General features: G+C 64.1%; 26 protein-coding genes. 8 read left to right on the plus strand and 18 right to left on the minus strand.

All coding sequences use genetic code 11. The features are described 5' to 3' along the window. Positions 1–126: 126 nt before the first annotated feature. The 4 genes from FJ311_07025 to FJ311_07040 form a co-directional block, all read right to left on the minus strand. Positions 127–1,002, minus strand: coding sequence for a universal stress protein (locus FJ311_07025; protein MBM3951188.1), 876 nt, complete (start codon positions 1,000–1,002; stop codon positions 127–129). After that, a complete protein-coding gene (locus FJ311_07030) occupies positions 1,002–3,494 on the minus strand; it encodes an ATP-dependent protease (protein MBM3951189.1) in 2,493 nt (830 codons plus the stop codon). The genes FJ311_07025 and FJ311_07030 overlap by 1 nt, the downstream gene beginning before the upstream one ends. Then, positions 3,491–3,889, minus strand: coding sequence for a metallopeptidase family protein (locus FJ311_07035; protein ID MBM3951190.1), 399 nt, complete (start codon positions 3,887–3,889; stop codon positions 3,491–3,493). Before FJ311_07035 ends, FJ311_07030 begins: the two co-directional genes overlap by 4 nt. An 82-nt stretch (positions 3,890–3,971) precedes the next feature. After that, positions 3,972–4,733, minus strand: coding sequence for an SDR family NAD(P)-dependent oxidoreductase (locus FJ311_07040; GenBank protein ID MBM3951191.1), 762 nt, complete (start codon positions 4,731–4,733; stop codon positions 3,972–3,974). A 137-nt stretch (positions 4,734–4,870) separates the two neighbouring features. Between FJ311_07040 and FJ311_07045 the strand changes: the two genes are divergently transcribed. The 6 genes from FJ311_07045 (at position 4,871) to FJ311_07070 (ending at position 10,485) form a co-directional block, all read left to right on the plus strand. Then, a complete protein-coding gene (locus FJ311_07045) occupies positions 4,871–5,161 on the plus strand; it encodes a hypothetical protein (protein ID MBM3951192.1) in 291 nt (96 codons plus the stop codon). A gap of 10 nt (positions 5,162–5,171) precedes the next feature. Further along, the gene (locus FJ311_07050; GenBank protein ID MBM3951193.1) at positions 5,172–7,127 is read left to right on the plus strand and encodes an acetoacetate--CoA ligase; all 1,956 of its coding nucleotides are present in this window, start codon (positions 5,172–5,174) and stop codon (positions 7,125–7,127) included. A gap of 17 nt (positions 7,128–7,144) precedes the next feature. Beyond that, positions 7,145–7,546, plus strand: coding sequence for a hypothetical protein (locus tag FJ311_07055; protein MBM3951194.1), 402 nt, complete (start codon positions 7,145–7,147; stop codon positions 7,544–7,546). A 72-nt stretch (positions 7,547–7,618) separates the two neighbouring features. After that, a complete protein-coding gene (locus FJ311_07060; protein ID MBM3951195.1) occupies positions 7,619–7,927 on the plus strand; it encodes a hypothetical protein in 309 nt (102 codons plus the stop codon). 134 nt (positions 7,928–8,061) lie between these two features. Continuing rightward, positions 8,062–9,252: an MFS transporter gene (locus FJ311_07065; GenBank protein ID MBM3951196.1), complete on the plus strand. Its 1,191-nt coding sequence runs from the start codon at positions 8,062–8,064 to the stop codon at positions 9,250–9,252. Between the two features lie 93 nt (positions 9,253–9,345). After that, positions 9,346–10,485, plus strand: coding sequence for a sulfotransferase (locus FJ311_07070; protein MBM3951197.1), 1,140 nt, complete (start codon positions 9,346–9,348; stop codon positions 10,483–10,485). Between the two features lie 59 nt (positions 10,486–10,544). Here the strand turns inward: FJ311_07070 and FJ311_07075 are convergent, their stop codons facing one another. The 4 genes from FJ311_07075 to FJ311_07090 all read right to left on the minus strand — a co-directional run bounded on the left by FJ311_07075 (position 10,545) and on the right by FJ311_07090 (position 14,616). Then, complete coding sequence (locus FJ311_07075; GenBank protein ID MBM3951198.1) at positions 10,545–11,003, minus strand: hypothetical protein; 459 nt, start codon at positions 11,001–11,003, stop codon at positions 10,545–10,547. Positions 11,004–11,151: 148 nt separating this feature from the next. Next, positions 11,152–11,805 carry a response regulator transcription factor gene (locus FJ311_07080; protein MBM3951199.1) on the minus strand — a complete coding sequence of 218 codons (654 nt, stop codon included), beginning with the start codon at positions 11,803–11,805 and terminating at the stop codon, positions 11,152–11,154. Further along, positions 11,792–13,636 carry a sensor protein gene (locus FJ311_07085; protein MBM3951200.1) on the minus strand — a complete coding sequence of 615 codons (1,845 nt, stop codon included), beginning with the start codon at positions 13,634–13,636 and terminating at the stop codon, positions 11,792–11,794. The genes FJ311_07080 and FJ311_07085 overlap by 14 nt, the downstream gene beginning before the upstream one ends. After that, positions 13,633–14,616 carry an NADPH:quinone oxidoreductase family protein gene (locus tag FJ311_07090; protein MBM3951201.1) on the minus strand — a complete coding sequence of 328 codons (984 nt, stop codon included), beginning with the start codon at positions 14,614–14,616 and terminating at the stop codon, positions 13,633–13,635. The genes FJ311_07085 and FJ311_07090 overlap by 4 nt, the downstream gene beginning before the upstream one ends. A gap of 85 nt (positions 14,617–14,701) precedes the next feature. Here FJ311_07090 and FJ311_07095 point away from each other — a divergent pair, with 85 nt between their 5' ends. Further along, on the plus strand, positions 14,702–15,256 hold the full coding sequence (locus FJ311_07095; protein ID MBM3951202.1) for an RNA methyltransferase: 555 nt from the start codon (positions 14,702–14,704) through the stop codon (positions 15,254–15,256). Between the two features lies 1 nt (position 15,257). Here the strand turns inward: FJ311_07095 and FJ311_07100 are convergent, their stop codons facing one another. After that, entirely contained in the window at positions 15,258–16,253 is a 996-nt protein-coding gene (locus FJ311_07100; protein MBM3951203.1) for an asparaginase, read from the minus strand. Positions 16,254–16,347: 94 nt separating this feature from the next. On the opposite strand from FJ311_07100, the gene FJ311_07105 reads away from it, so the two are divergent. Further along, positions 16,348–16,947: a hypothetical protein gene (locus FJ311_07105; GenBank protein MBM3951204.1), complete on the plus strand. Its 600-nt coding sequence runs from the start codon at positions 16,348–16,350 to the stop codon at positions 16,945–16,947. Positions 16,948–16,957: 10 nt separating this feature from the next. Here FJ311_07105 and FJ311_07110 read toward each other — a convergent pair whose 3' ends face one another. The 9 genes from FJ311_07110 to FJ311_07150 all read right to left on the minus strand — a co-directional run bounded on the left by FJ311_07110 (position 16,958) and on the right by FJ311_07150 (position 24,205). Next, the gene (locus tag FJ311_07110; GenBank protein MBM3951205.1) at positions 16,958–17,350 is read right to left on the minus strand and encodes a FixH family protein; all 393 of its coding nucleotides are present in this window, start codon (positions 17,348–17,350) and stop codon (positions 16,958–16,960) included. A 23-nt stretch (positions 17,351–17,373) separates the two neighbouring features. Further along, positions 17,374–18,276, minus strand: coding sequence for a branched-chain amino acid ABC transporter permease (locus tag FJ311_07115; GenBank protein ID MBM3951206.1), 903 nt, complete (start codon positions 18,274–18,276; stop codon positions 17,374–17,376). A 9-nt stretch (positions 18,277–18,285) separates the two neighbouring features. Then, positions 18,286–19,167, minus strand: a complete 882-nt coding sequence (locus FJ311_07120; protein ID MBM3951207.1) for a branched-chain amino acid ABC transporter permease — start codon at positions 19,165–19,167, stop codon at positions 18,286–18,288. 6 nt (positions 19,168–19,173) lie between these two features. Further along, complete coding sequence (locus FJ311_07125; protein ID MBM3951208.1) at positions 19,174–20,130, minus strand: branched-chain amino acid ABC transporter permease; 957 nt, start codon at positions 20,128–20,130, stop codon at positions 19,174–19,176. 2 nt (positions 20,131–20,132) lie between these two features. Further along, entirely contained in the window at positions 20,133–21,056 is a 924-nt protein-coding gene (locus FJ311_07130) for a branched-chain amino acid ABC transporter permease (GenBank protein MBM3951209.1), read from the minus strand. Between the two features lie 61 nt (positions 21,057–21,117). Continuing rightward, complete coding sequence (locus FJ311_07135; protein ID MBM3951210.1) at positions 21,118–22,368, minus strand: ABC transporter substrate-binding protein; 1,251 nt, start codon at positions 22,366–22,368, stop codon at positions 21,118–21,120. A 75-nt stretch (positions 22,369–22,443) separates the two neighbouring features. Next, positions 22,444–23,190 (minus strand): ABC transporter ATP-binding protein, encoded by a 747-nt coding sequence (locus FJ311_07140; GenBank protein ID MBM3951211.1) that lies wholly within the window; start codon positions 23,188–23,190, stop codon positions 22,444–22,446. Continuing rightward, positions 23,183–23,944: an ABC transporter ATP-binding protein gene (locus FJ311_07145; protein MBM3951212.1), complete on the minus strand. Its 762-nt coding sequence runs from the start codon at positions 23,942–23,944 to the stop codon at positions 23,183–23,185. The genes FJ311_07140 and FJ311_07145 overlap by 8 nt, the downstream gene beginning before the upstream one ends. Positions 23,945–23,968: 24 nt before the next feature. Then, positions 23,969–24,205, minus strand: a complete 237-nt coding sequence (locus FJ311_07150; GenBank protein MBM3951213.1) for a 4-oxalocrotonate tautomerase — start codon at positions 24,203–24,205, stop codon at positions 23,969–23,971. Positions 24,206–24,428: the final 223 nt, after the last annotated feature.

Raw genomic sequence — 24,428 nt, forward strand, 5'->3', positions numbered from 1 at the left:
TCGCGATTGGACGGGAGCTTACCCGATTCCGGCCGGTTGCGCGATTGATGAACGAAATCTAGCCCTGGCGACAGGAGGGTTAACGGTCACCAGAGGATGGGCTCGTCAGATGTGGGAAGGATTATATTAGCGTACCAGCAAGAGCGAGCAGGAGAGTCGGTCGAGCAAATCGCCAGCGATCGATTTTTCCGATTCGCCGTCCGTGCCGACGACCACCAAGGACGCGCCACGCCGGCGCGCGGCGGCGCAAAGCGCCTCGCCGTCGCCGCCGGGAAGATGAAGGAATTCGAGTTCGATTCCCGCGTCCGCAAGGCGCGCGCGGATATCGCTCCGCCAGCGATCGGCCTCGGCGATCCTCGGTGTCCGCAGGACGACCTCGCATGGGTTTCCGGCCGCCCCGGCGATGGCGGCGGCGGCTTGCAGCGCCCGTTCAGCCGCGGCGCCTCCGTCGAACAGTACGACGACCGCACCCGACAACGCGCGATCTTCGCGCAGGAACAAAATCGATCTAGGATTAGCGCGCGCGATCGCCTCGGCTGCACGGCCGGTGGAGATCGGCCCCGGCCAGGCCGCGTGTTCCGCCCAGGCAACGATGACGAGATCGGTTTCCGCCGCGCACGCCGCCACTTCCGCCGCGATCCGTCCGCGCCGCACCTCGAACGAGGCACTGAGGGCGCTTTCCCGCGCCGCCCGCTCGACCGCGCGGCGAATTTCGTCGGCGCGGGCTCGCAGCGCGCGGGCCAGCGCCGCAGTGTCGAGATTTGAGGACGTCGTCTCGCCCGGCTCCGTTTCCGGGGAGCGCCCGATCAGACGCGCGCCCGGATGGCCGGCCAACCGCAACAGTTCCTCGCTTTCGATATAAAGGGCCGCGAATTCCGCCTCGAACCGGCGGGCGAGGCGGGCGGCGGCTTCGGCGCTGGCGTATCCGGACATGGCGTCCAGCACCAGTAGCAACCGTCGGAACGGCGCGAGGCTTCCCGCTTCGGGACGCCGCGCCAACATCAGGGCTTCCGCCGGGATTTTTCGCCCGACTCCTCCAGTCCGCGCTCCCGCAGCATGCGCGCGCGGGCTTTGCGCGCGAACGACGCGAGTCTGGCGACGATGCGCGCGTTGACGCTGCCGGCGGGATACGCGCCGTCCGCGTCCGCTTCGCCGGCGGGTACGCCGGTGAGAATCCCGATGCCGTCGTCCACGGTTTCGACCGCGAACACGCGGAAGCGTCCCGCCTTGACCGCCTCGATCACATCCCGACGCAGCATCAAGTGCTCGACGTTGGCCTTCGGGATCAGCACGCCTTCGTCGCCGGTGAGGCCGCGCGCGGCGCAGATGTCGAAGAAGCCTTCGATCTTCTCGTTGACCCCGCCGATCGCCTGGACGCGCCCCAACTGGTCGACCGAGCCGGTCACGGCGAGCGATTGCTTGATCGGAATGTCGGCAAGCGCGGACATCAGGGCATATAGCTCGGCCGAAGAGGCGCTGTCGCCCTCGACGCCGCCATAAGACTGCTCGAACACCAGGCTCGCGTTCAACGAGAGCGGCTGATCGCGGCCGTAGCGGGCATTGAGGAAGGACGAGAGAATCATCACGCCCTTGCTGTGCAACGGACCGCCGAGGTCAACCTCGCGCTCGATATCGGCAACCTCGCCCTTGCCGGCGGCGACCCGGCAGGTGATGCGGCTCGGCCGGCCGAAGCGGAAGTTGTCGAGCTGAATGACGGAGAGGCCGTTGACCTGGCCGCTCTTGGCGCCCGCGGTTTCGATCACCAAAGTGCCGCGCTTGATTGCCTCCTGGATCAACGCGCGCAGGCGGTCGGAGCGGTAAATACCGGCGGCGATCGCCTTTTCCACATGCTCGGCGGTAACGACCGCGACCTCGGCGCGGCGCGCCCAATAGGCGGCCTCGCGCACCAAGTCGGCGATGCCCTCGATTCGGGCCGAAAGCTTCTTTTGGTCGTCGGCCATGCGCGCGCCGTGTTCGACGACGCGCGCGACGGCCGAGGCGTCGAAGGGAGCCAGGCTCTCGGTCTTGGCCACGGTCGCGACCAGGCGGGCGTAGTGCGCTTCGCCCGCCGCGTCGCGCGCAAGCCGGTCGTCGAAATCGGCGGCGACCTTGAACAATTCGCGGAACTCGGGGTCGTAATGATGGAGCAGGTAATAAAGAATCGGTTCGCCGATCAGCACGACCTTGGCCTCGAGCGGGATCGGCTCGGGCTCGAGCGTCACGGTCGAGGCCCAACCAATTTCCTCGCCGAGCGACTCGATCCGGATTCGTCCCGTGCGCAGGGCGCGCTTCAGGCTTTCCCAGGCGAACGGTTGCATCAGAACCTTGCGCGCCGACAGGATCAGGTAGCCGCCGTTGGCGCGGTGCAGCGCGCCGCCCTTGATCAGGTTGAAGTCGGTGACCAACGCGCCGAACTGAGCGAGATGTTCGACCCGGCCGATGAGGTTGGGTTGGGTCGGATGGTCCTCCTCGATCACCGGCACGCCGGACGGGGCGCCGCCGGCGGGGGCGTTGTCGACCAGCAGGTTGACCTGATAACGGCGGAAGGCCGGCCCCGCGGTCTGCAGCGCGCGCCGCGCCGCCGGCGCCATCAAGGCCTCCATCGCCGGAGGCACACCGCCTTCCTGGGGCAGGAATTCGTGCGCGTTCTCGATCATGTCGTCGCGCACCGCGTCGAGATGGAGGATGACGCCGGGCTGATCCCGCCAGCGCAGCTTGAGGTCGTCGATCAGATGACCGACCGCGGATTGGGCGATTTCACGATTCAGCTCGCGTATCTTTTCGCGCTGGGCGCGCTCGGTGCGCGGAATGGAACGCAAGATTTCTTCCAATTCCGCCTGCAACTCCTCCATCGCGGCGCGGCGCTTCTCCTGCTCTTTTTCCGGAAGGGCCTCGAACTCCTTGGCATCCAGGACTTCGTCGCCCTTGATCGGCGCGAGCGCCAGGCCCATCGGCGTACGGATCAGGGCGATTTCGCGTTCGCGCGCCTTTTCCTGAAGCATGGCGAAAGCCTTCTCATGGCGTTCCTTGAAACGTTCCTGGATCGCGTTCTTCCGGTTGCGGTAATCGTCGCTTTCGAACGCGGCGGGAATCGCGATCGTCAATTCCTCGATCAGACGTTTCATATCGTCCACCAAAGTCCGCCCGCTCCCGGCGGGCAAACGCAGCGCCTTCGGCCGGCGGTGATCGACGAAGTTGTTGACGTAGCACCAGTCGGGCGGCAACGGCCGCTCCCCGGCCTCGCGCGCCAGGGATCGGCGCACCAGGGTCGCGCGGCCGGTCCCTTCTTCGCCGAGCGCGAACAAATTGAATCCGCCGTGCGGCATGCCGATGGCGAATGCAATCGCCTCGACCGCCCGGTCCTGGCCGACGATGGCGGCGTCAGGGACGGCGAGGTCGTCGGTGTTGGCGAAACCGAGGCAGGCGGGATCGCATGGCGCGCTCAGAGCTTGCCACGGCAATGCCGTTGCGGCGGCGTCGGAACGGTCGTTCATGCACCCTCTTCGATGCGCTCCATTTCCTCGTCGGAAAGGCCGAAGTGATGACCGATTTCGTGAATCAAGACGTGGCGAACGACGTGGTAGAGGTCCTCGCCCGTTTCCGACCAGTAATCGAGAATGGGTCGGCGATAGAGGAAAATGATGTCGATGTCGTGCGGCGCATCGGCCACGCTCTTGCGATCGAGCGACACGCCCCGGTAGAGGCCGAGCAGGTCGAAGGGGCTATCCAGATCCATTTCTTTCTCCGTCTCGGCGTCGGGAAAGTCCTCGATCCGAATCGGAACGTCGGCGACGTGGCGCCGGAGAACCTCGGGCAGGCTCGCAAGCGCCTCGCGCGCGAGCAGATCGAGGTCGGCGAGATCGGGCGGCGTATTGAATTTTCGGGGCATACGCGGGTTTCGACCACTCGATCTGCGACGATAATTAAGGCGTTCTCATGACCGGCGCGCCTTGATCCGGATCAACAATCGCTTATTTCGGCGGCAGGCGCAGCGCCCCGTCGAGGCGGATGGTCACGCCGTTCAACATGGGGTTTTCCACGATATGAAGGACGAGCTTGGCGAATTCGCGAGGCTCGCCGAGGCGGGACGGGAAGGGAACCGAATCACCAAGCGCCTTCTGCACCTCGTCGGGCAAACCGTACATCATCGGCGTCGCGAACAGGCCCGGTGCCACGCTCGCGACGCGCACTCCGGACTTTGCGAGGTCGCGAGCGACCGGCAGCGTCAGCGATGCGATGCCGCCCTTGGAGGCGGCGTAGGCCGCTTGGCCGACTTGGCCCTCGAACGCGGCGATCGAGGAGGTGTTGACGATCACGCCGCGCTCGCCGCCGGCCAACGGCTCGGCTCCGGCCATGTCAGCGGCAGCGAGGCGCAGCACGTTGAACGTTCCGATCAGGTTGACCCGGACGACGCGGGCGAACGATTCCAGCGCCATCGGCCCGTCGCGCCCGACGGTGCGGGCGGCCGACCACACGCCGGCGCAGTTGACGTTGATCCGCGCGGGCCCGTGGATCTTGCGGGCGGCGGCGACGGCCTCTTCGGCGCTCTTTTCGTCGGCCACGTCGCAGACCAAGGCGAGCCCGCCGATGTCGCGGGCGATTTTTTTGGCTTCGGCGAGATTGAGGTCGAGGACGGCGACCTTGGCTCCGGCTTCAGCCAGCACCCGCGCGGCGGCCGCGCCGAGCCCCGAAGCTCCGCCCGTTACGATCGCCGCCAGTCCTTTGGGGTCCATCGGTCGCTCCTCGTTCGCGGATGGTCTTAACACGCCTCCAACCGGTTGCGAAGGCGCCCGGTTGCGAAAGCGTCCGTCGGATTTCATACTGAAGCCGGTGTACAAGGGAAACCACCGGATACGAGGGAGGCACATCCATGCAGTTCGTGGTTATCGCGCGCGACGGCACCGACGCGGAGGCGCCGCAGCGCCGATTGAAAGCGCGCGAGGCGCATCTCGCCAACGTCGGTCGACTGAAAGAACCCGAGAAGATGCTGATGGGCGGTGCCATGCTCGACGACAAGGGCACCATGATCGGTTCGGTAATGATGTTCGATTTTCCCGACCGCGCGCGCCTCGAAGCCTGGCTTAAGAACGATCCCTACTCCATCGGCGGCGTCTGGCAGTCGCTGGAAATCAAGTCATTCCGCGTCGCCGTGAAATCGTAAGGCGCGCATAATGTCCGAACGCCCGTTGTGGACCCCGAGCCCGGCGCGGATCCGCGATACAAACCTGGCGGCGTTCCGTTCCCGGATCGAGCGCGATTACGGCACGCACGTGCCGGATTACGCGGTGCTGCATCGCTTTTCGCTGGAGCAGCCGGAAAAATTCTGGACCGCGTTCAAGGACTTCGCCGGTCTCAAGGCGGAAACCTGGGGTACGGTCGCAATCCGCGATAAGCATCGCATGCCGGGAGCCGCGTTTTTCCCCGACGCCCGGCTCAATTTCGCCGAAAATCTCTTAAGTCGGGACGACAACACGGACGCGCTCGTCTTCTGGGGAGAATCCGAGGCGCGCCGACGCCTGAGCTGGCGCGAACTGCGGGCCGAGGTTTCCCGGGTCGCCGCCGCGCTCGAGGGGCTGGGCGTCCAGTCCGGCGACCGTATCGCGGGTTATCTCCCCAACATGCCCGAGGCGATCGTCGCCATGCTCGCGACCGCGAGCCTCGGCGCCGTGTGGTCGTCGTGCTCGCCCGATTTCGGCGTCCAAGGCGTGCTCGACCGTTTCGGCCAGATCGCGCCCGTGGTCTTGTTCGCCGTCGACGGGTACCCCTACAACGGCAAGACCCACGACGTGACGGCGAAGACCGCCGAAATCGCCGGCCGCATTCCGGACTTGAAGCGGGTGGTGGTGGCGGAATACATGGGCGGTGGCGGCCTTGACCGCATCCCGAAGGCCGAGTCCTGGGAACGCTTCATCGCGCCGTATCCGCCGGGGCCGGTGCGCTTCCGTCAGGTTCCCTTCAACCATCCGCTTTATATTCTTTACTCCTCGGGCACGACCGGGGTGCCGAAGTGCTTCATTCACGGCGCCGGCGGCACGTTGCTGAAGCACGTGGCCGAGCAACGGCTGCATTGCGACATTCGTTCCGGCGACCGGGTGTTTTATTTCTCCACCACCGGCTGGATGATGTGGAATTGGCTGGCGACGTGCCTGGCCGCAGGGGCGACGCTGCTGCTCTACGACGGATCGCCCTTTCACCCCGACGGCAACGTTCTGTTCGATTTCGCCGACGCCGAGCGCGCGACCTTGTTCGGAACCTCGGCCAAGTTTCTCGACGCGGCGCGGAAAGCGCAACTCGCGCCGATCAAGAGCCATCGGCTCGAAACGGTGCGCACGCTGACTTCGACCGGCTCGCCGCTCGCGCCCGAGGGATTCGATTATGTATACGCCAACATCAAGACCGACGTGCACCTCGCCTCGATCGCGGGTGGCACCGACATCTGCGGCTGCTTCGTGGCGGGGGATCCGACCGCGCCCGTATGGCGGGGTGAAATCCAGGCGGCCGGGCTCGGCATGGCGGTCGAGGTGTTCGGCGACGACGGGCGGCCGCTGCCCGCGGGCGAAAAGGGCGAACTGGTGTGTACCCGGCCGTTTCCTTCCCTTCCCCTTGGGTTCTGGAACGATCCGGGCGACGTGCGCTACCGCGCCGCCTACTTCGAACGCTTTCCCGGTGCTTGGCATCACGGCGATTGGATCGCGCGCACCGCCCACGGCGGTTACATTATTTACGGGCGCTCGGACGCAACGCTCAATCCGGGCGGCGTGCGGATCGGCACCGCCGAAATCTACCGCGTCGTCGAAACCCTCGACGAAATCCAGGAAAGCTTGGCGATAGGCCAGGAATGGGACAACGACGTGCGCATCGTCTTGTTCGTGGTGCCGAGGAAGGGCATCGCGCTTGACGACGCATTGTGCGACAAGATCAAGCGCAAGGTGCGCGAGGGCTGCTCGCCGCGCCACGTGCCGGCGCGCATCGTCCAGGTCGCCGATATTCCGCGCACCAAGAGCGGCAAGATCACCGAACTCGCCGTACGCGACGTCGTCCACGGCCGCCCGGTCAAGAACAAGGAAGCCCTCGCCAATCCCGAGGCCCTCGATCTTTACCGGAACTTGCCGGCATTGCGATCATGACGGCGCCGGTTATCGACGTGCGCGCCGTCATTGCCTGTGTCGCGTCTCTGTCGGTCCTGTGGTTGGCCACCGTTGCCCGCGCCGACGAAATCGTCACATTGAAGACTCGCGAAGGCGTGACGCAGAGCTTCGCCCTGCTGGTTCCCGATAGGCCGGTCGCGTCGGTTATTCTGTTTCCGGGCGGAAACGGCAAGACAGCGCTGCATATTCTCAAGCCGGGGCAGATGATCCGGAAAGGCAATTTCCTGGTCCGGATCCGCTACCACCTGCAGCGCCTCGGTTTAATGGTGGCGGTCGTCGACGTTCCATCCGACCAACAAACCGGCGGCATGATAACCTTCCGCCACAGCGACGAGCATGCCCGGGATATCGGCATCGTCGTCGATTTTTTGAAGGCGAAAGCGCCGGTTCCGGTTTAGCTGGTCGGCACCAGCCGAGGGACCGAGTCGGCGGCGTCGCTGGCGATCAAGCTGGGCTCGCGCATCGACGGAGTGATCCTGACGTCCAGCATCACCGTCCAAAATCGCGGCGGGGAAAACATCCTCCGCCTTCCCTTGGACACGGTTCGCGTTCCTGTCCTCGCTGTCGCCCACAAGGACGACGATTGCCACGTCACGCCCCCGAACGGCGCCGAACTTATCGTCCGGGCCGCCCGCGCCAGCCCGCGCAAGAAGGCGTTGATCTTCGAGGGCGGCGATCCCCCGCAATCCGAACCCTGCGAGGCCCTGGCGCAACACGGTTTGATCGGCATCGAGAAAAACGTCGCCGCTGCCCTGGCCGAATTCATCAAAGACCCCTGAGCGCCGGACCCGAAGCCCTCGAACTTTATTGGGATATGACCGATTTGCGGGGCTGACCCCACGGAATCGCGGCCCGGCCATGCTGGTGCGGGCGGGGCTCACTGGCTAGTCTTGCCGGGCGAGGGGGATCGCCAATGCCCGTGGCCGTATGGATCGTAGTGCTCGCCGGAGCGCTGATCGTCAGCGTCGGCATGGGCGTGCGCCAAACCTTCGGCCTCTTTCTGCCGCCGATGGCGGTCGATCTCGGCATCGGCCGCGAAACCTTCGGCTTCGCGCTCGCGTTACAGCAGATCGTCTGGGGCATCCTGCAGCCGGCGATGGGCATGATCGCCGACCGTTACGGTTCGGGCCGGGTGATCGCCGTCGGGCTTATCGGTTACGTCGCCGGGCTTCTGGTCATGGGTCAGGCGGCGGCGCCCTGGCATCTCGATGTCGGCGCCGGCATGCTGATCGGCTTCGCCCTTTCGGGGACGACCTTCGCCGTGGTGCTGGGCGCGGTTGGCCGCGTGGTCGAGCCGGCGAAGCGTACGCTCGCGTTCGGCTTGGCCACCGCCGGCGGTTCGTTCGGACAATTCGTGATGGCCCCGGTCGGCCAGCAACTGATCGGCGGATTCGGCTGGCGCGACGCGCTCTGGGTCATGGCGGTGCTGACCGCGCTCATGCTGCCTTTCGCAGCCGTGCTGCGCGGCCGCACCGAAGCCGCGGCGGGCAGGCGCGAGCAGACGATCGGCGAGGCCTTGCGCGAGGCCGCGGGCCATTCCGGGTTCTGGTATCTGAACGCCGGCTTTTTCGTCTGCGGCGTCCAGATCGTGTTCATCGCCGTCCATCTGCCGGCGTTCGTCAGCGATTACGGCCTGCCGGCGTCGGTCGGCGCGGCGGCGTTGGCGCTGATCGGCTTCTTCAACATCATCGGCAGTTGGGGCTCCGGCGTGCTCGGCGACCGGCATTCGAAGAAATACCTGCTCAGCGCCATCTACTTCATACGGTCGGTGGTGACCGTGCTTTTTCTGTACGCCCCGAAAACGGATGCCGTCGTTCTTGTGTTCGCGTCGGCAATGGGCCTCTTGTGGCTCGGCACGGTCCCGCTCACCAGCGGGCTGGTGGCGCAAATCTTCGGCATGCGCTACATGGCGACCCTGTTCGGAATCGTCTTTTTCAGCCACCAGCTCGGCAGCTTCCTCGGCGCCTGGCTGGGCGGCCGGATATTCGACGCGACCGGGTCCTACGATCTGATGTGGTGGTTGTCGATCGCGCTTGGACTGGTGGCCGCCCTGCTCCACCTGCCGATCGCGGACAAACCGATTGCCCGCACGCAAGCTGCCTGATCCCCGCCGGGCCGCCGACTGTGCCCGGGAGCACATTGGCATGCCCGGGTAAAGCCGTAAAATCGGGCCGCCGTCAATTCAGGAGGCGACCCCATGCCTATCATCGGCGACCGGCCGATCTTCGTCATCGGTTGCGAGCGTTCGGGCACGACGCTGCTCATGGCCATGCTTGGCAATCATCCCAGACTTTCGTTTCCCGAAGTGGGTTGGTTATTCCCGCGCATCTATCCCTGGCGTTATACCTACGGCGATTTGAGCGTGGACGCCAACTTCCGCACCCTCGCGTCGGAAATGCTGTTCGGCCTCAACCAGCCGCTCTGGGGGATGGATTTGAATCCGGCGACGGCGGTGGCCGAGATTTGCGCCATGGCGCCGGAGCGCAGCTTCGCCGGCATCTACACCGCCATGCACCGCCGCTACGCCAGGCAATTCGGCAACAGGCCGCGTTGGGGGCAGAAGACGCCCAATAATCTCTATTTCGTGCCGCAGATCCTCGAAAACTTTCCCGACGCGCAGTTCGTATGCATCACCCGCGACGGGCGCGACGCATCGGCCATCAGCCTCGAATCCGCGTTCGGCGTCGGGCACATTTACATGGCTGCCTACACTTGGAGCGCGGCCAACGCTTTCGTCATGCCGTTCCGCGCCAAGCTCGGGCCCAAGATCTGGCACGACGTCCGCTATGAAGACCTGGTGGTCGATCCGGTCGGGATCACGAAAAAAGTCTGTGATTTCCTCGGCGAGGATTACTCCCCGACCATGCTCGAGTTTCACAAAACCGCAACCGCCGCCGCGCGCGGCAAACAAAGGGATCACGCGCTGCTGGCGAAGCCGGTGACGACCGAGCATCTCGGCATTTACAAGCAGCTCCTCAGTCTCCGCGACCAGCGCATTTACGCCGCGGTCGCCAGCGAGGTGCACCGGAAACTCGGCTATGACCTCGACGTCGAGCCGCTGGAGATTTCCGAGGCCGATCGGAAGCTGTGGATCGAATGGGACGGGCGCGTCCGCGCCGCCCGCCTCGACGGACCGGGCGGGCACATCGTGTTCGAAAGCTATCGCGACTGGCTGGTCGAGCAACGTCAGGCCCGCAAGAGCCAGGGAATCTGGAGCGACAAAGACGCGACCGGCGAGTTTCCCATCGGCCATCCCGACGAGGAAATCATCGTCGGTTTCCGCGCCTGGAAGAAGTGGAAGGACCACTTCGCGATCAAGCGGCGCTATTCCCGCTGATGCAAAAAAGAACGGCGCTCCCATTGGAGCGCCGTTCTCCGGATTATCGTCCGCCGTTGTCAGGGCTTGATGTAGGCGTAGCCCTGGTGCTGGAGCTTGGCGATCTCGGCCACGCCCGACGGCACAATGTCGCCCTCGGAAACGTCGTACAGGTTCTTGTAGTCGATCTTGCGGCGCTCCAGGGCAATGCCGCAGACCTGGAAGGAGACCTGCTGATTTTTCAGGCTGTTGATTTTGTTCCGGATGCTGTCGTTGCTCTTCGCGTCCGTGAGCATGTCGAGGCCGAGGCCGTGCATCACCACCTTGATGTCGACCTTGTCGGCGCCGACAGCGGAGATGTGGTTCTGGACGTTGGTCATGGCGGCCTCGTAGAGCTTGCCCTGATCGCCGCCGGCGTAGTTGATGTGATAGACGACTTTGTGTTTCGCGGGCGTGGATTGCTGGGCGAAGGCGCCCGAGCCAACCAGCGCGCCGAAGGCGATGGCCGCGGCGGCGGCCGTCAAATAGGCTTTCCTCATGCGAAGTCTCCCTTTGTTGCAAGGCTTGCGAACGTTCGTGCGAATTCGTGGCTTCAGTTTAAAAGCCAAACCGGACGGGCCGGAATTGGGGGACTCCTGAAATCAACTTAGGGTTTTCCCGAATTAAACAGTTTTTTCTAATATTTCCTCAATCGAGGGCGATGACGAGCTTCATCAATTCGGCGAACGACTTCGCCTGCATCTTGTCCATGACGTGCGCGCGATGGGCTTCGACCGTTTTTTCGCTGATGCCGAGGGCGCTCGCGATGCCCTTGTTGGATTCGCCGGCGGCGATCATGTCCAGCACCTGGCGCTCGCGCGGCGTCAGTTGTTCGAGCCGGGCGCGCACCCCCTTTTTTTCCCGCTCGCTTCGCCGGGCGGCGAGGCTGTGCTTGACCGCGTTCTGCACCAGATCGATCAGGACCTGGTCGTTGAACGGCTTTTCGACGAAATCGAGGGCGCCCGCCTTCATCGCCCTTACCGCCATGGGGACGTCGCCGTGGCCGGTGACGACGATGACCGGAAGATCGATGCCGCGCCGGCACAGTTCCGCTTGCAGGTCGAGTCCGCTCAGGCCCGGCATGCGCACGTCGGCGATGACGCAACCGGGCTGTCCGGGCGAACAGGCGGCGAGGAATTCCGCGGCCGAGGCGAAAGACCGAACGCGCAGGTGAACCGAGCCGATCAGCCGGGAGAGCGATTCGCGCGCCGCTTGGTCGTCATCGACCACGAACACGATAGGCTCGTCAGGGAATGAGCCTTGGCCGGGCAACGATCCCGGCGCGGGTTTAAGCGGCGTCATGGCGCGCTTCCTCGGTTGCGGGCAGGGCGAAGCGGAAGATCGTGCCGCCGCCCGGCCGGGGCGCCGCGCTCAGGCGGCCGCCGTGGGCCTCGACGATGCTCTGGCTGATGGACAGCCCGAGCCCGTCGGCATTGGTGGTGTAGAAGGGATCGAACAGCCGCTCGCGCGATTCAAGCGGCAGGCCCGGCCCCGTGTCTTCGACCGCGACCTCGACCGCGCCGTCGGTGCACGCGCGCGTGCGAAGCGTGATTTCCCGCACCGGCGAAGAATCCTCGGCCATGGCTTCGATCGCGTTGCGGATCAGGTTCACGATCACCTGCTCCACCTTGACGGAATCGGCGCGGATGCGCGGTGCCGGCGAGGCGAGGTCGAGGACCAGGCGCGCGCCCGCGCGGCCGGCCTCGGCGGTCATCAACTCGGCGGTCTCGCGAACGATCTTGTTGCCGTCGAGGGTGGCGCGGCGCGGCGCTTCCTTGCGGATGAAAGCGCGGACGCGGCGGACGATGGCGGCGGCGCGTTCGGCCTGGGCGGAGGCCTGTTCGAGCACGCCCAACAATTCGGCCGGGTCGGCCGTGCCCTGCCTCAGGCGCCGCACCGCTCCCTTGGCGTAATTGACCACGGCGGCGAGCGGCTGGTTCAACTCATGGGCGATGCCGGACGCCATCTCGCCCATGGTGTTGAGGCGGTGGACATGGGCGAGTTCGGCCTGGCGCTCGCGCGCGCTCGCTTCGGCGCGTTGGCGCTCGGCGGCTTCGCGCTCGAGATTGGCGTTGGCGAGGGACAGTTCGCGGGTACGGCGCGCGACCAGCTGTTCGGTACGCAAAAGCCAGAGCCCGATCACGATCAGCACCACGACGCCAGCCGCGATCCAATGGCCGTATTGTTCGGCGAGATCGGCGATGGTGATTTCGCCGAGGTCGGCGTAAGGTCCGAGGCGCAGTTCGTGATACAGCTCGTGCACCGGGGTGTAATCGAGGGGCACGGTCCAGCCGCGGTAATCGCCGGCGCGGGCGGCAGGCGAATCCGGGGGCATCTGCAACAGCGCGAGCGCGACGGCTTGTGCGAGTTCCGGCGGCGTGTGGCGGAGCTTGGCGAACGGCCATTCCGGGTAGAGGCGGGTGGAAACGCGGTAGGGAAATCCGGGGTAGTTGCGCGGGTTGAGCACGCGAAAGTCTTCGAGGCGGATTTTGCCTTCGGCGGCCATGGATTCGAGGGTGTCGGTGCGGAACGTTCCCGCGTCGACCTCGCCCTTGAGCACGGTGAAGGCGATCAAATCCTGCGGGAATCCCGAAAACTTCAGGGACCCGAAATCCTTGAACGGGTCGAGGCCATGCGCCTTCAATTCGCGCCAAGCCATGAGCAGGCCGCCGAATCCTTCCGGCTGCACCGCCATGAACGACTTACCCTTGAGATCGGCGATGGTCTTGAGGTCATGGCGATCGGCGCGGACGAAGATCGCCGCCCCGAACGCGCTTCCGGTCGGCGTGCGGAGCGTGGCGATGCGCGAAATGCCGTGGCGCGCCTCGAGATCGACGTAGTTGCCGGTGTTGGTGACGACGAAACCGAGCGCGTCGGTCTCCACCGCGTCGTTGAGCGCGGCGGGCGCGAGCGGGACCACCTCGAAGCGGACGCTCGGAATAGCGGTGGACAGGAACTCGGCGGTCGGCGCCCAGCGCTTGCGGGCGTCCTCGTCGCCGCGGAAGGCGAGCACGCCGATCTTGACCGGCGTCGGCTCTTCGGCCTTCGCCGACCGAAAGTCGGCCGTCGCGAGCGGCGCGGCCAACGCCGCAGTCTGAAGGGCGAGGGCGACGATGGCCATGCGCCGGATCATGCGTCCTCCATGACCAGGGCGACCTTGCCCGCCGAACGGCGGGCCAGCAACGCGGCGAACGCTTCTCGCGCCTCGGCCAGGGGCAAGACGTGCGAGGCATGGGGCCTGAGCGCGCCTTCCTTCCACCAGCCGAGCAGCACGTCGAACTGGCGCGCGAAATCCTCCGGCCGGATGTTGCGGTAGGCTCCCCAATAGAGGCCGATTACGGTCAGGTTCTTGACCAGAAGGATATTAGCTGGGATTTGCGGCACCTCGCCGCTGGCGAAGCCGACCACGACGATGCGCCCGTCGGGCGCGGTCGAACGCAAAGAAGCCTCAAACGCGCCGCCGCCGACCGGGTCGTAGACCACGTCGGCGCCGCGCTCGTCGGTCAATTCCTTTATGCGCGTGCGCAGATCCTCGGTGCGGTGATCGAGCGCGTGGTCGGCGCCGTGGGCCTTGGCCAACGCCAGCTTGTCGGCGCCGCCGGCGACGGCGATCACGGTGGCGCCAAGGCGCTTGCCGATCTCGACCGCGGTCAATCCGACGCCGCCTGCGGCACCGTGGACCACCAGCGTCTCGCCGGCCTTAAGTCGCGCCCGGTCGGCAAGCGCTAAGTATGACGTGCCGTAGACGATGGGGAACCCGGCGGCGGCGGTGTAATCCATGCCGTCCGGAATCGGCCAGACGCGACCCTCTTCCGCCACCGCTTCCTCGGCGAAGGCACCTCCCGACACCAGCGCCATGACCCGGTCGCCGATCTTGACGCGCGTGACGCCGGGTGCGGTTTCGATCACTTCGCCTGCGGCCTCGAGTCCCGGCACGAAGGGCGGCGTTCTCTTTTCCTGGTAGGTGCCCTTGATCATCAGGGTGTCGGCGAAATTGAGCGCGGCGGCGCGCACGCGGATGCGCACGCCCCGCGCGATCATGGCGGGCGAAGGTACGTCCTCGACGACAAGCGTGCTCGGATCACCGAGCGCGGGACAAACAACCGCGCGCATGGAGTTGCCCTTTCGCGAATAACACTCGATTATGGCCGAGGCCGGCCCAAGCGGAAAGGTGGCGGGCGGGTTGGGGAAGGGGGACATGCGGGGTTATTTCGGCATCGGCATCGAGGGCGCTAGTAAGGCGATGAACGTGGGCGCACTGTTCCGCACCGCGCACGCTTTCGGCGCTTCCTTCGTGTTCACCGTCGCCGCCGCCTACGACCCCGAGGAAGGCGGACGGGCGGACACCTCGGCCGCGACCGCAAGCGTCCCGTTCTACGCCTTTCCCGACGTCAAATCCCTGTTGTTGCCCGAAGGTTGCGCGCTGGTCGGGATCGAGCTGATGGACGGCGCGATCGATTTGCCGAGCTTTCGTCACCCCCGCGTCGCCGCCTACGTGCTCGGACCGGAACGGGGCCGGCTGTCGGCGGCCATGGTCGTGCGCTGCGCGCATGTGGTGAAGATCCCGACCGCCTTCAGCATCAACGTCGGACTCGCGGGCGCGCTCGCGATGTATGATCGGGTATTGACCTTGGGTCGCTTCGCGCCGCGCCCGGTGCGCGCGGGCGGCCCGACCGAGGCTCTGCCCAAGCACACGTTCGGCTCGCCCAAGTTCCGCCGCGCGGTCGCGAAATTTCAACGGTTCCCGCCGTAATTCACGCGCCGAGGTCCGCGCTCGCGCGCAAGATCCCGATGTCGCGCCCGGCGACGTTGCGCAGGATCGGCGCACGCCAGTCGGCAAGCTCGATACCGGCGAAACGCGCCAGCAGCGCGGCCATGGCCACCGCCGAGGCGCGGCACGCGCCGTCCTCGATCTTAACGGCGATGCCGAGACCCGCGCCGGGAATCGCGGCGGCGTGCATGCCCTCGGCGCCGCCCTTGACGATGAATTTTCCGCTTCCGGCCGTCATCGCTTCGGTGTCGAAACGCCCAGGGCCGGACACCAGCCTCGGATGGCACGTCATGGCCTGGAATACCGCGCGCGCGGCCTCCGCCCGCGCCGGGGGCAGTCGTTCGGGTTGGGCGAGGCGGGCCATGGCGCGGGCCAAGCCGTTGAGCGGCATGGCGTAAACCGGAATGCCGCAGCCGTCGACGCCGGTCGGGGCGTCGGCGAGGCTCGCGCCGCTCATGTCGGCGAGGACGGCCTTGAGCCGCCGCTCGGCCGGATGGTCGGGTGCGAGGTAACCCCGCGTCGGTTCACCGAGGTGCAGCGCGCCGGCCAGAATCCCCGTGTGCTTGCCCGAGCAGTTGTTGTGGACCGGAGAGGGAACGCGACCCCGCCGGATCAATTCCTCGGCCGCGCGCGCGTCGGTCGGGGCGTGCGCGCCACATTCGAGATCGGCTTCCGCGAGCCCTATGCGTGCGAGCCAGGCACCGACGCGCGCGGTGTGCTCGGGGCCGCCGTCGTGACTCGCGCAGGCGAGCGCGATTTCCTCCGATCCGACGGCGAAACGCTTAGCCGCGCCGGTTTCGATCAGGGCGAGCGCCTGCAACGGCTTGATCGACGAACGGGGATAGATCGCGATCACGGGATCGCCGAACGCGGCGACGACGTGCCCGTCGGCGTCGACGACGACCGCGTGGCCGCGATGGCGGCTTTCGACCATCGAACCGCGGGTGGCCTCGACCAGGATCGGCGGGTGGATGGGCATGACGCCATAGATATAGCGCAGCCCGTTAATCCTTAGCCATTCCTTAACAGCCTGTTAACCCGGGCGGCATTACCTGTTGGCCATGTCCAGGGTTTTGTTTGCCGTCGTCGCCTTGCTGCTCGGCGCCGCGCTCGTCGCGCCGTCGCCGGTCATGGCGCAAACCAAGAACGGTCAGGCGAAGAATGGGCAGGCCAAGAATGGCTCCCCCAAAAACGGTAAAGCCAAGAAAGCCGCCGCGCCCGCGAACGGCGCGAATCCCAATGGAGGGCATCTCGGCACGTTCGGCGATTGGGAGGCCTATCGCGACCCGCGCGAGGGGTTCTGTTATGCAGGCTCCAAGCCGACCAAGTCCGAGGGTCGCTACACCCAGCGCGGCGACGTGTTCGTGCTCGTGACCCACCGGCCGAAGGAAAAATCGTTTAACGTGGTCAGTTTCGAGGCCGGCTACGCGTTCAAGGAAGGCGCCGAAGCGACCGCGACCATCGGTGCGCAGACGTTCGCCCTCTTCGGCCATGGCGAACAGGCCTGGACGAAGGATGGAAACGGCGACGCACAACTGGTGAAGGTGATGCGGGCCGGCTCGACCATGGTGGTCAAGGGCACCTCGTCGCGCGGCACCCCGACCACGGATACCTATTCCCTGACCGGCGTTTCAGCCGCGCTCGACGCCATCGACAAGGCCTGCCCGCGTTAACTTGATTCGGTCATTCAACCTGGAATTTATAAACGGCTGTTGTCCGACGTGGCTTGTCGACGGCAACGCGCGCCGCCCACTCGCCCGGCATTTCGAGGATGATATTCGCCGAATACTCGCCGGGCGCTCCGCTCGGCATCGCCTTTGTCTTCGGGACACGATGCATCATCGGCATGCTCGGCATGTCGACGTCGATCTCGACAATGGCGTCGGACACGGGCTTGCCACCGTCCTTGAGGACAATCATGAGTTTTCGCTCCAGCGGCTTGTTGGTCGGCTGGGCGCGAAAAGTCAATTCGAGTAGGTTCTGCGCCGACGCTGGAACCGCGATGCTCATTAAGAGCCCGACGCCAATAAACATGGCCATTAGAAGCGCCAACCGTCCCCGCGAAGGTATTTTCATGGTCGATCTCCGTTACATTTGAATTAGCGTTTCGACAACATGACGTGGTGTAAACCCTTGGACCAAGAGGATAGCGGTCGATCGATAAGCCCGCTCGGGCGAAGAATAAGAACGAAAACGATGAGCGCCCCGAATGCGATCATCCGATAACCGCCGAAAACACGCAGTTGCTCCAAAAGAACGATATCGAGGGCGGCGCCGAGGACCGGCCCCAGCACGCTGCCGACGCCGCCCAAGAGCGTGTAGGCGACGGCATGTATGCCGAACATCAGACCGAAGTTTTCCGGATTGATATACGTCACGTAGTGGGCGAACAGGCCGCCGCCAAGCCCGGCAAGGCCGCCGGAAATGGTGAAGGCAACTAGGCGCGTCGTTTGCGGGTTGATGCCGATGGCGGCGGCAAGTATCGGATCTTCGGCAACGGCTTCGATCGTTCGGCCGAAATGAGATCGACGCAACAGGCCGACCGCTATCACGACCACGATCGCGATCGTACCGCAGAGCACGGCTTGACCGATGACGCCCATTCCGGCGACGAAAAAATAATCGATGCCCGAAAAGCCCAACATCCCCTGAGGGCCTATCTCGCGACCATCGCGTACGACGCGCCATTCGCTCATTAACATAACCTGGCGTACAAATTCCGCGAAGATCAGAGTGTAAATCGTGAACTGCAGCCCATGGGACCGGAGAATGGGCATGCCGGCCACATACGCGGTGAGCGCCGCGGCTGCGGTGCCGGCGACAAGCGACATTCCCAACCCGCTGTTCAGGAACACGGTGCACACTGCCGCCACATAGGCGCCGACGCCGAAGAAGGCGTGTTGGCCGAAGGAAATCTCGCCCGCCAGGATGACGACGTAGCAACTCATGGCCAATACGACCATGATCGAGAATACGGTGGCGACGGATAACCCGTATTCCATCGCCGTTTCCTAGCCGCTCGCCAGCCGCGCGCGCCCGCCAAATCCATGCGGAAAAAGCGCAAGCAGACAGAGCATCAGCCCGTATCCGATCAGATCCCGGTAGCCTGGCCCGGCCAGTTCAGTGCCGACACGTTCCATGATCCCGAGGCCAAGAGCGGCCGCAACTACGCCCCAGAGGTTGCCCGCGCCGCCCAAGACCAAGATCACCAACCCCTTGAGGGTCGCCCACATCCCGATGTGAACGTCGATGGCATGCTGCGCGGTGGCGAACACATATCCGGCGATTACGCCGATGACCGCCGCCAGCGCAAATGTCCACCGGGTCACGCTTGCGGCGTCGATGCCGAGCAGGCCGGCCAAAGCCCGATCCTCGACGACGACGCGTATCTTGAGGCCGGCGCGCGAATGGAAAAGAAAGGCATATATGCCCGCACACAACGCAAGGCTCAAAACGAACGCGAAAATATGGTCGACCCTTAACTCCAAACGACCGACCGATACCAAGGCCAGATCGAAAGGGTTGACGATGGCTTGACCGCGCCCGTGGCCGGGGGTGCGAATCAGAAACTCCTCGATGATCATCCAGATACCGAGGGTTGCCACCATGCTGAATCGGCCGTCACCGCGCACCCAGGCAAACGCCAGCCGTTCGACAGCGAGCGTGATCGCGATCCCGATAATCAGCGCGAGCGGCAGCGCCGCCGGCCATGGAACGCCATGAAGATTGACGGAGAGCGCCGCCAAATAGACCGACGCCATCAAGGTCGTGCCATAGGCGAGGTTGACCCGTTTCAGCACGCCGAACATCAAATGAAAGCCGAGGCCGAGCAGGGCATAAATGCCGCCCGCGACCAAACCCTCGATTGCCGCTTGGAGGACGAACCCGGGCATCACGCCCTAGGGCTCCCGGACCATCGGACTGGAAACCCTGGGACTGGAACGGTCGAGCAGTGCCCGTAACCGCCTTCCCACGGCCCATTTGCGCACATTCGCGGCCGAGATCATGCCGGCCGGACGGAACAGCATGACCGCGATCATCAGAATGCCGAACAATTCGAGTCGGAATTCCTTCACCGGCCGGGAGACTTCGGGCAGAAGGGTGAAGATGACGGCGCCGACGAGCGGCCCCCACATGGTCTGGCCGCCACCGATGACGACGTACGCGAGTACCAGCGCCGAAAGATATATCTTGAAATCGTCGCCCGAGATGAACGTCATCAGATGAGCGTAAAGGCCGCCACCGATGCCGGCAAGAAACCCGCCGAAAGCAAACGCGCCCACCTTCATGAACGAAACGTTGATCCCGATCGACTTGGCGACGATCTGGTCTTCCTCGATGATTCGCAGGACTCGGCCGAGACGCGAGCGTTCGAGAATCGCGAAGACGACGACAACGACCAACACCACGCACCACACGATCGACATGTACTCGAATGTCCCGATATTGTGCTCGTTCAAATAGCTGATGTGGCGGAAGCCGACCGGGCCATCCGGCCCTTGCCAGGTGTCGCCGGCCGCGCCTTCCCGCGGCTTGCCGAAACGAAAATTATGAAGCACGACCCGTATCGCCTCGGCGAAAGCCACGGTGGCCACAGTCAGATAATATCCCCTGAGCCTGAGCGTTGGGACACCGACGAACAGGCTTGCGATCGTGCCGGCGGCACCCCCCGCGATCACGGCAACGAATAAATTCGCGCCGCTGAGAACCGTAAGCGTAGCCGCCGTGTAGGCGCCAATGCCGAAAAAAGCGGATTGGCCGAGCGATACTTGTCCCGTCATGTAGCTCGCGTACACGCTGTAGGCGAGCAGGACGTTAATGCCGGTGAACGTCAGAACCGTGTACCAATAACTCATGGTTACACCCTCTCGATCGTCGCCTTGCCCGCAATTCCTTGCGGACGGACGATCAGTACGGCGAACAGGATGATCATCGCGATGGCATCGCGGTAGGCGAACGACACAACGTAGGCGCCGGTAAGTTCGAGCACGCCGAGCGTCATGCCGCCGACGATGGCGCCGACGATGCTGCCGGAACCGCCCAGGATCATGGCGAACAGGCCTTTAACGACGGCGAGCGTGCCGGCCTGGGGCGAGGCGAGGTTGCTCGCCATGCCGATCAAAAAACCGGCGGCGCCGCCATAGGCCGAGGCCAAAAGAAACGTTCCGGTCAGGATACGGCGCACCGGCACTCCCATGAGATAACCGATGTCATGGCTTTCGGCGACCATGCGCATGGCCAGGCCGAATCGGGTGCGGTAAACGATCAAATAAAGCACGGCGACAAGGGCCGCCGAGACGGCGAGCGTAATCAGGTAGTCGAGGCGCAGCCGTATCGGCCCGACGTCGTAGCCGATGAACGTGTAGGGGTTCGGAAAATCCATATAACCCCGGAACCAAGTATAAAAATAAATTTTGATGAAGGCTTCTTCCAGGAAGATCCAGAACCCGAGCGTCGCGATCATCGGCACAAGTTCGTGCGCATTGCGCAAGGGTCGATAGCACACCCGATCGACGATGATGCCGACAACGCACGCGGCCGCCATCGCGGCGACAAAGCCGACGATGATCGGCAGCTTGAAAATGGTGGAGCACACCATGCCGGCAAACATGCCGACCATAACGGTCTGTCCGTGGGCCAAGTTCAGGATCCGCAGCAGCCCCCAAATGACCGTGAATCCAATGGCAACCAACGCATAGGTCGACCCGAACAAGAGTCCGTCGATAGAAGTCTGCAAAAGGTCGATCAGATAATCGGACACGGCATGGGTTCCACGACGAATGTCGGATAGTCGTCCGGGGCGCCGGTCTTAACCGGCGCCCCGGACGATAGGAGTCGAACGATCAGAACAGGAAGCCTTTTTCCTGATCCCACCACATGCGGAAATCGCCCTTGTCGATCTTGACGAGATAGGTCGGCCGGACGATGTCGCGATTTTCGTTCATGTTGAGGGTCATGCCGGCGAAGCTCTTATAGTTCTTGAGCCCCGCAAGCACGTCACGAACCTTGCGACGGTCTTCCTGGAGCGATTCGGGCGTATTCTTGATGCCGGCGGTTTCCATCGCGTGCTTGAGGATATACATGCCCTCGTAGCCTAGCCCGGTGAATTGCGGCATGTACTTTTCCTTGGTCCGCTTCTTGTATTCCACGGCGAGCGGCTGCACGAGCGACATCGATTGATGCACCGCGGCGGGGAAGACGATGCCTTCGACGGCGTCGCCGCCGAGCTGCACCATCTCGATGGCGTCCGCGCCGATGTGGCTGATGATCGTCTTCGGCTTGAACCCCTGGCGCTTGGCTTCCAGAAGCGCGCCGACGTTGGCCTGGAAGTGCGAGCTGAGGACGAAGAGGTCGAGATTCGCGCGCTTCAGCTTGCGGATTTGAACCGAGAAGTCGCGATCGGTTTCGTACCATTCGACATAGGCGGCGGGCTCGACGTTGCGGCGCTTGAGCGCCGGAAGATAGGCCGCGCGCCAGGCCGCGACCGAGTGCGCCTCGTTGGCCTCGACGGCGCCGCCGTAGACTTTGTAGGGGCCATATTTCTTCTCGACCACCGAGAGGGTGGTTTCGTGCTGCTCTGGCTCGTTGCCGGCGTTGCGGAAACTCCACGGCGAAATACCGGCCACACCCGCCTTCATCGACAGGAACGACATGGACGGCACCTGCAAGCCGGGATCGCTCTTGTCGTCGAGTTTCTTCTGCAAGAGTCCCCACATGCTTTCGGTCACGCGGCTGTATTGCGTGCCGGTGATGATCAGGCATTTGTCCTTTTCCGCGAGCTTGCGGAAGAGGGGTACGCCCTGATCCGGCGATGTCTGGTCGTCCTCCGAGATGAGTTTGATCTGGAAATTCTTGCCGCCAACGGCGATGCCGCCCTTGGCGTTGATCTCGTCGATGGCGATCAGCTTGCCGATGTAATTGGGAGCACCGAGGGCCGCGCCGATCCCCGTCAAGGGTTCGATGCTGCCGATCGTGATCGCGCCGTCGAATTGCTTCGCCGCGAGCGCGGCGCGCGGGATTACGCCGCCCATGGCGGCCAATGCCGCGGCGCTCGCGCCGGCCTTTAGGGTTTCACGTCTTGTCCATTTAGACATAGGAGCCTCCTTCCGGTTGCTTTCGTGGTTGAATGTTACAGTCACGTTTCTTTCGTTGCCTTGCCGTGTCGGCGATCAAGCCCGAGCCGCCACGGTCCTTAAAGCGAGAGAGTCGCTTTTCATTCCCAAATAGGCCTCGCGCAACGCCGGGTCTTGCAGCAATTGACGGGACGGCCCCTCCATCACCACTTCGCCGACGCGCAGTACATACGCGCGATCGGCGCATGCCAGTGCCTCGACGGCGCGCTGTTCGATAAGCAAAATGGTCCGCCCTTCTTGCTTCAGGGCGCGGACGATGTCGAACATGGCCTCGACCAATTTCGGCGCCAGGCCGAGGGAAGGCTCGTCCAGCATCAAAAGCTCGGGCCGCGCCATCAAGCCGCGCCCGAGCGCGACCATCTGGCTTTCGCCGCCGCTCAAGGTCAGGGTCTCTTGCCGGCGCCGTTCGCGCAAAACCGGGAAGCGCGTCATGACGGCGTCAAGATCGGCTTCGATGCCGTCTTGGTCGACGCGGTGGAAAGCACCACACCGCAGATTTTCCTCGACCGTCATGGTTGGCACCAGCCTGCGCCCTTCCGGCACCAGCGTGATTCCGCCGCGTGAGATCAAATGTGCTTCGTTGCCAGCGATATTCTCGTCGCGAAATCGGATTTCGCCGCTTTTCGGTTTGAGTAGGCCGGCAATGGTCTTCACGAGCGTTGTCTTTCCGGCTCCGTTGGCGCCAATCAACGTTACGATCTCGCCTTTGTTCACGCTCAGCGAGACGTTTTTGAGCGCCATGATACTGCCGTAGGCAACGGCAAGATCGCGGATATCAAGCATGGCCCACCTGACCGTGGCCGAGATAGGCCTCGACGACCTCGAGATTCTGTTGAATGGCGCTTGGCGCGCCTTCCGCGATCTTCTTGCCGAAGTTCAAGACGACGATGCGTTGGGCCAGATTCATGACGACATCCATGTCGTGCTCGATGATCACGAGCGTGAGACCGCTTTCGTAAATACGCCGGATCGCGGCGACCAATTCCACGGACTCCGAAGGGTTCATTCCCGAGGCCGGCTCGTCGAGAAGCAGAAGCTTGGGGGCGGTTGCCAGAGCGCGCGCGATCTCGAGCCGGCGCAACAATCCGAGTGGCAGTTCGCTGGCCAGCCGGTCGCGATGTTCATCCAAATACGTCAGGGTCAGGATACGATCGATTTCGCCATGTCGGGCGACTTCCCTGGCGTGCCGCGTATGCTGCCCCCGCAACCAACCCCAGGGTTCGATGTGCAGCGCCTGCGCCGTCCACACGGTCTCCCAGACCGTCGATTCGCGATGAAAACGGACGGTTTGAAACGTGCGCGCGAGGCCGCGTTGCACCAGCCGATGCGTCGGCGTATGGGTGATGTCGTCGCCCTGGAAACGGATGCGACCGGCGCTCGGGCTCAGAAATCCGGTGATGAGGTTGAAAAGCGTGGTCTTGCCCGCGCCATTCGGGCCGATGATGCCCAGAATCTCTCCTTGGGCCACTGATACGGAAACATCGTTTACGGCGACAAGACCGCCGAAAGACCGCGTCAGGGCTTGAACCTCAAGCATGAAAGCGTTCCAGGTTGAAGGCAGCTACCGCGCGGATATCCCGCGCCCCGATCTTTTGGACTTACCAGCCTTGGCGGCGAAGTCGGGTAGGTGTTTTCCGGCCTTGATGTGATGAAGCCCCGGTGTCTCGCGGATCAGCACGTAGATATATTCGACTGGCGCGTCGATGGTTTGGTGGACGACGCGCGTGATCTCGCGGGCGAGCGCTCGCTTTTGCCGCTCGGTGCGGCCCTCGCGGATGTCACATTGGATGATCGGCATGCCCCCCTCCCTTGAGTTATTGCTTCGGCAGCAGACGAAATTGGCGCTGCCCTCAAGATTATTATATGATCACTATCATTTATACTATATTATGGACATCATGCAATACAAGTAGGAATTTAGCGAGGTCTTTCTGGGTGCCCGCGTTCAAACGGGCCGGGTTCATAGATCGAAGTGAAATTGACCTTCCCCCGTTTTTAGGTCCAACCGGAGGGTGAGTTTT

The organism is Rhodospirillales bacterium, assembly GCA_016872535.1.
Taxonomy (GTDB): domain Bacteria; phylum Pseudomonadota; class Alphaproteobacteria; order Rhodospirillales; family 2-12-FULL-67-15; genus 2-12-FULL-67-15.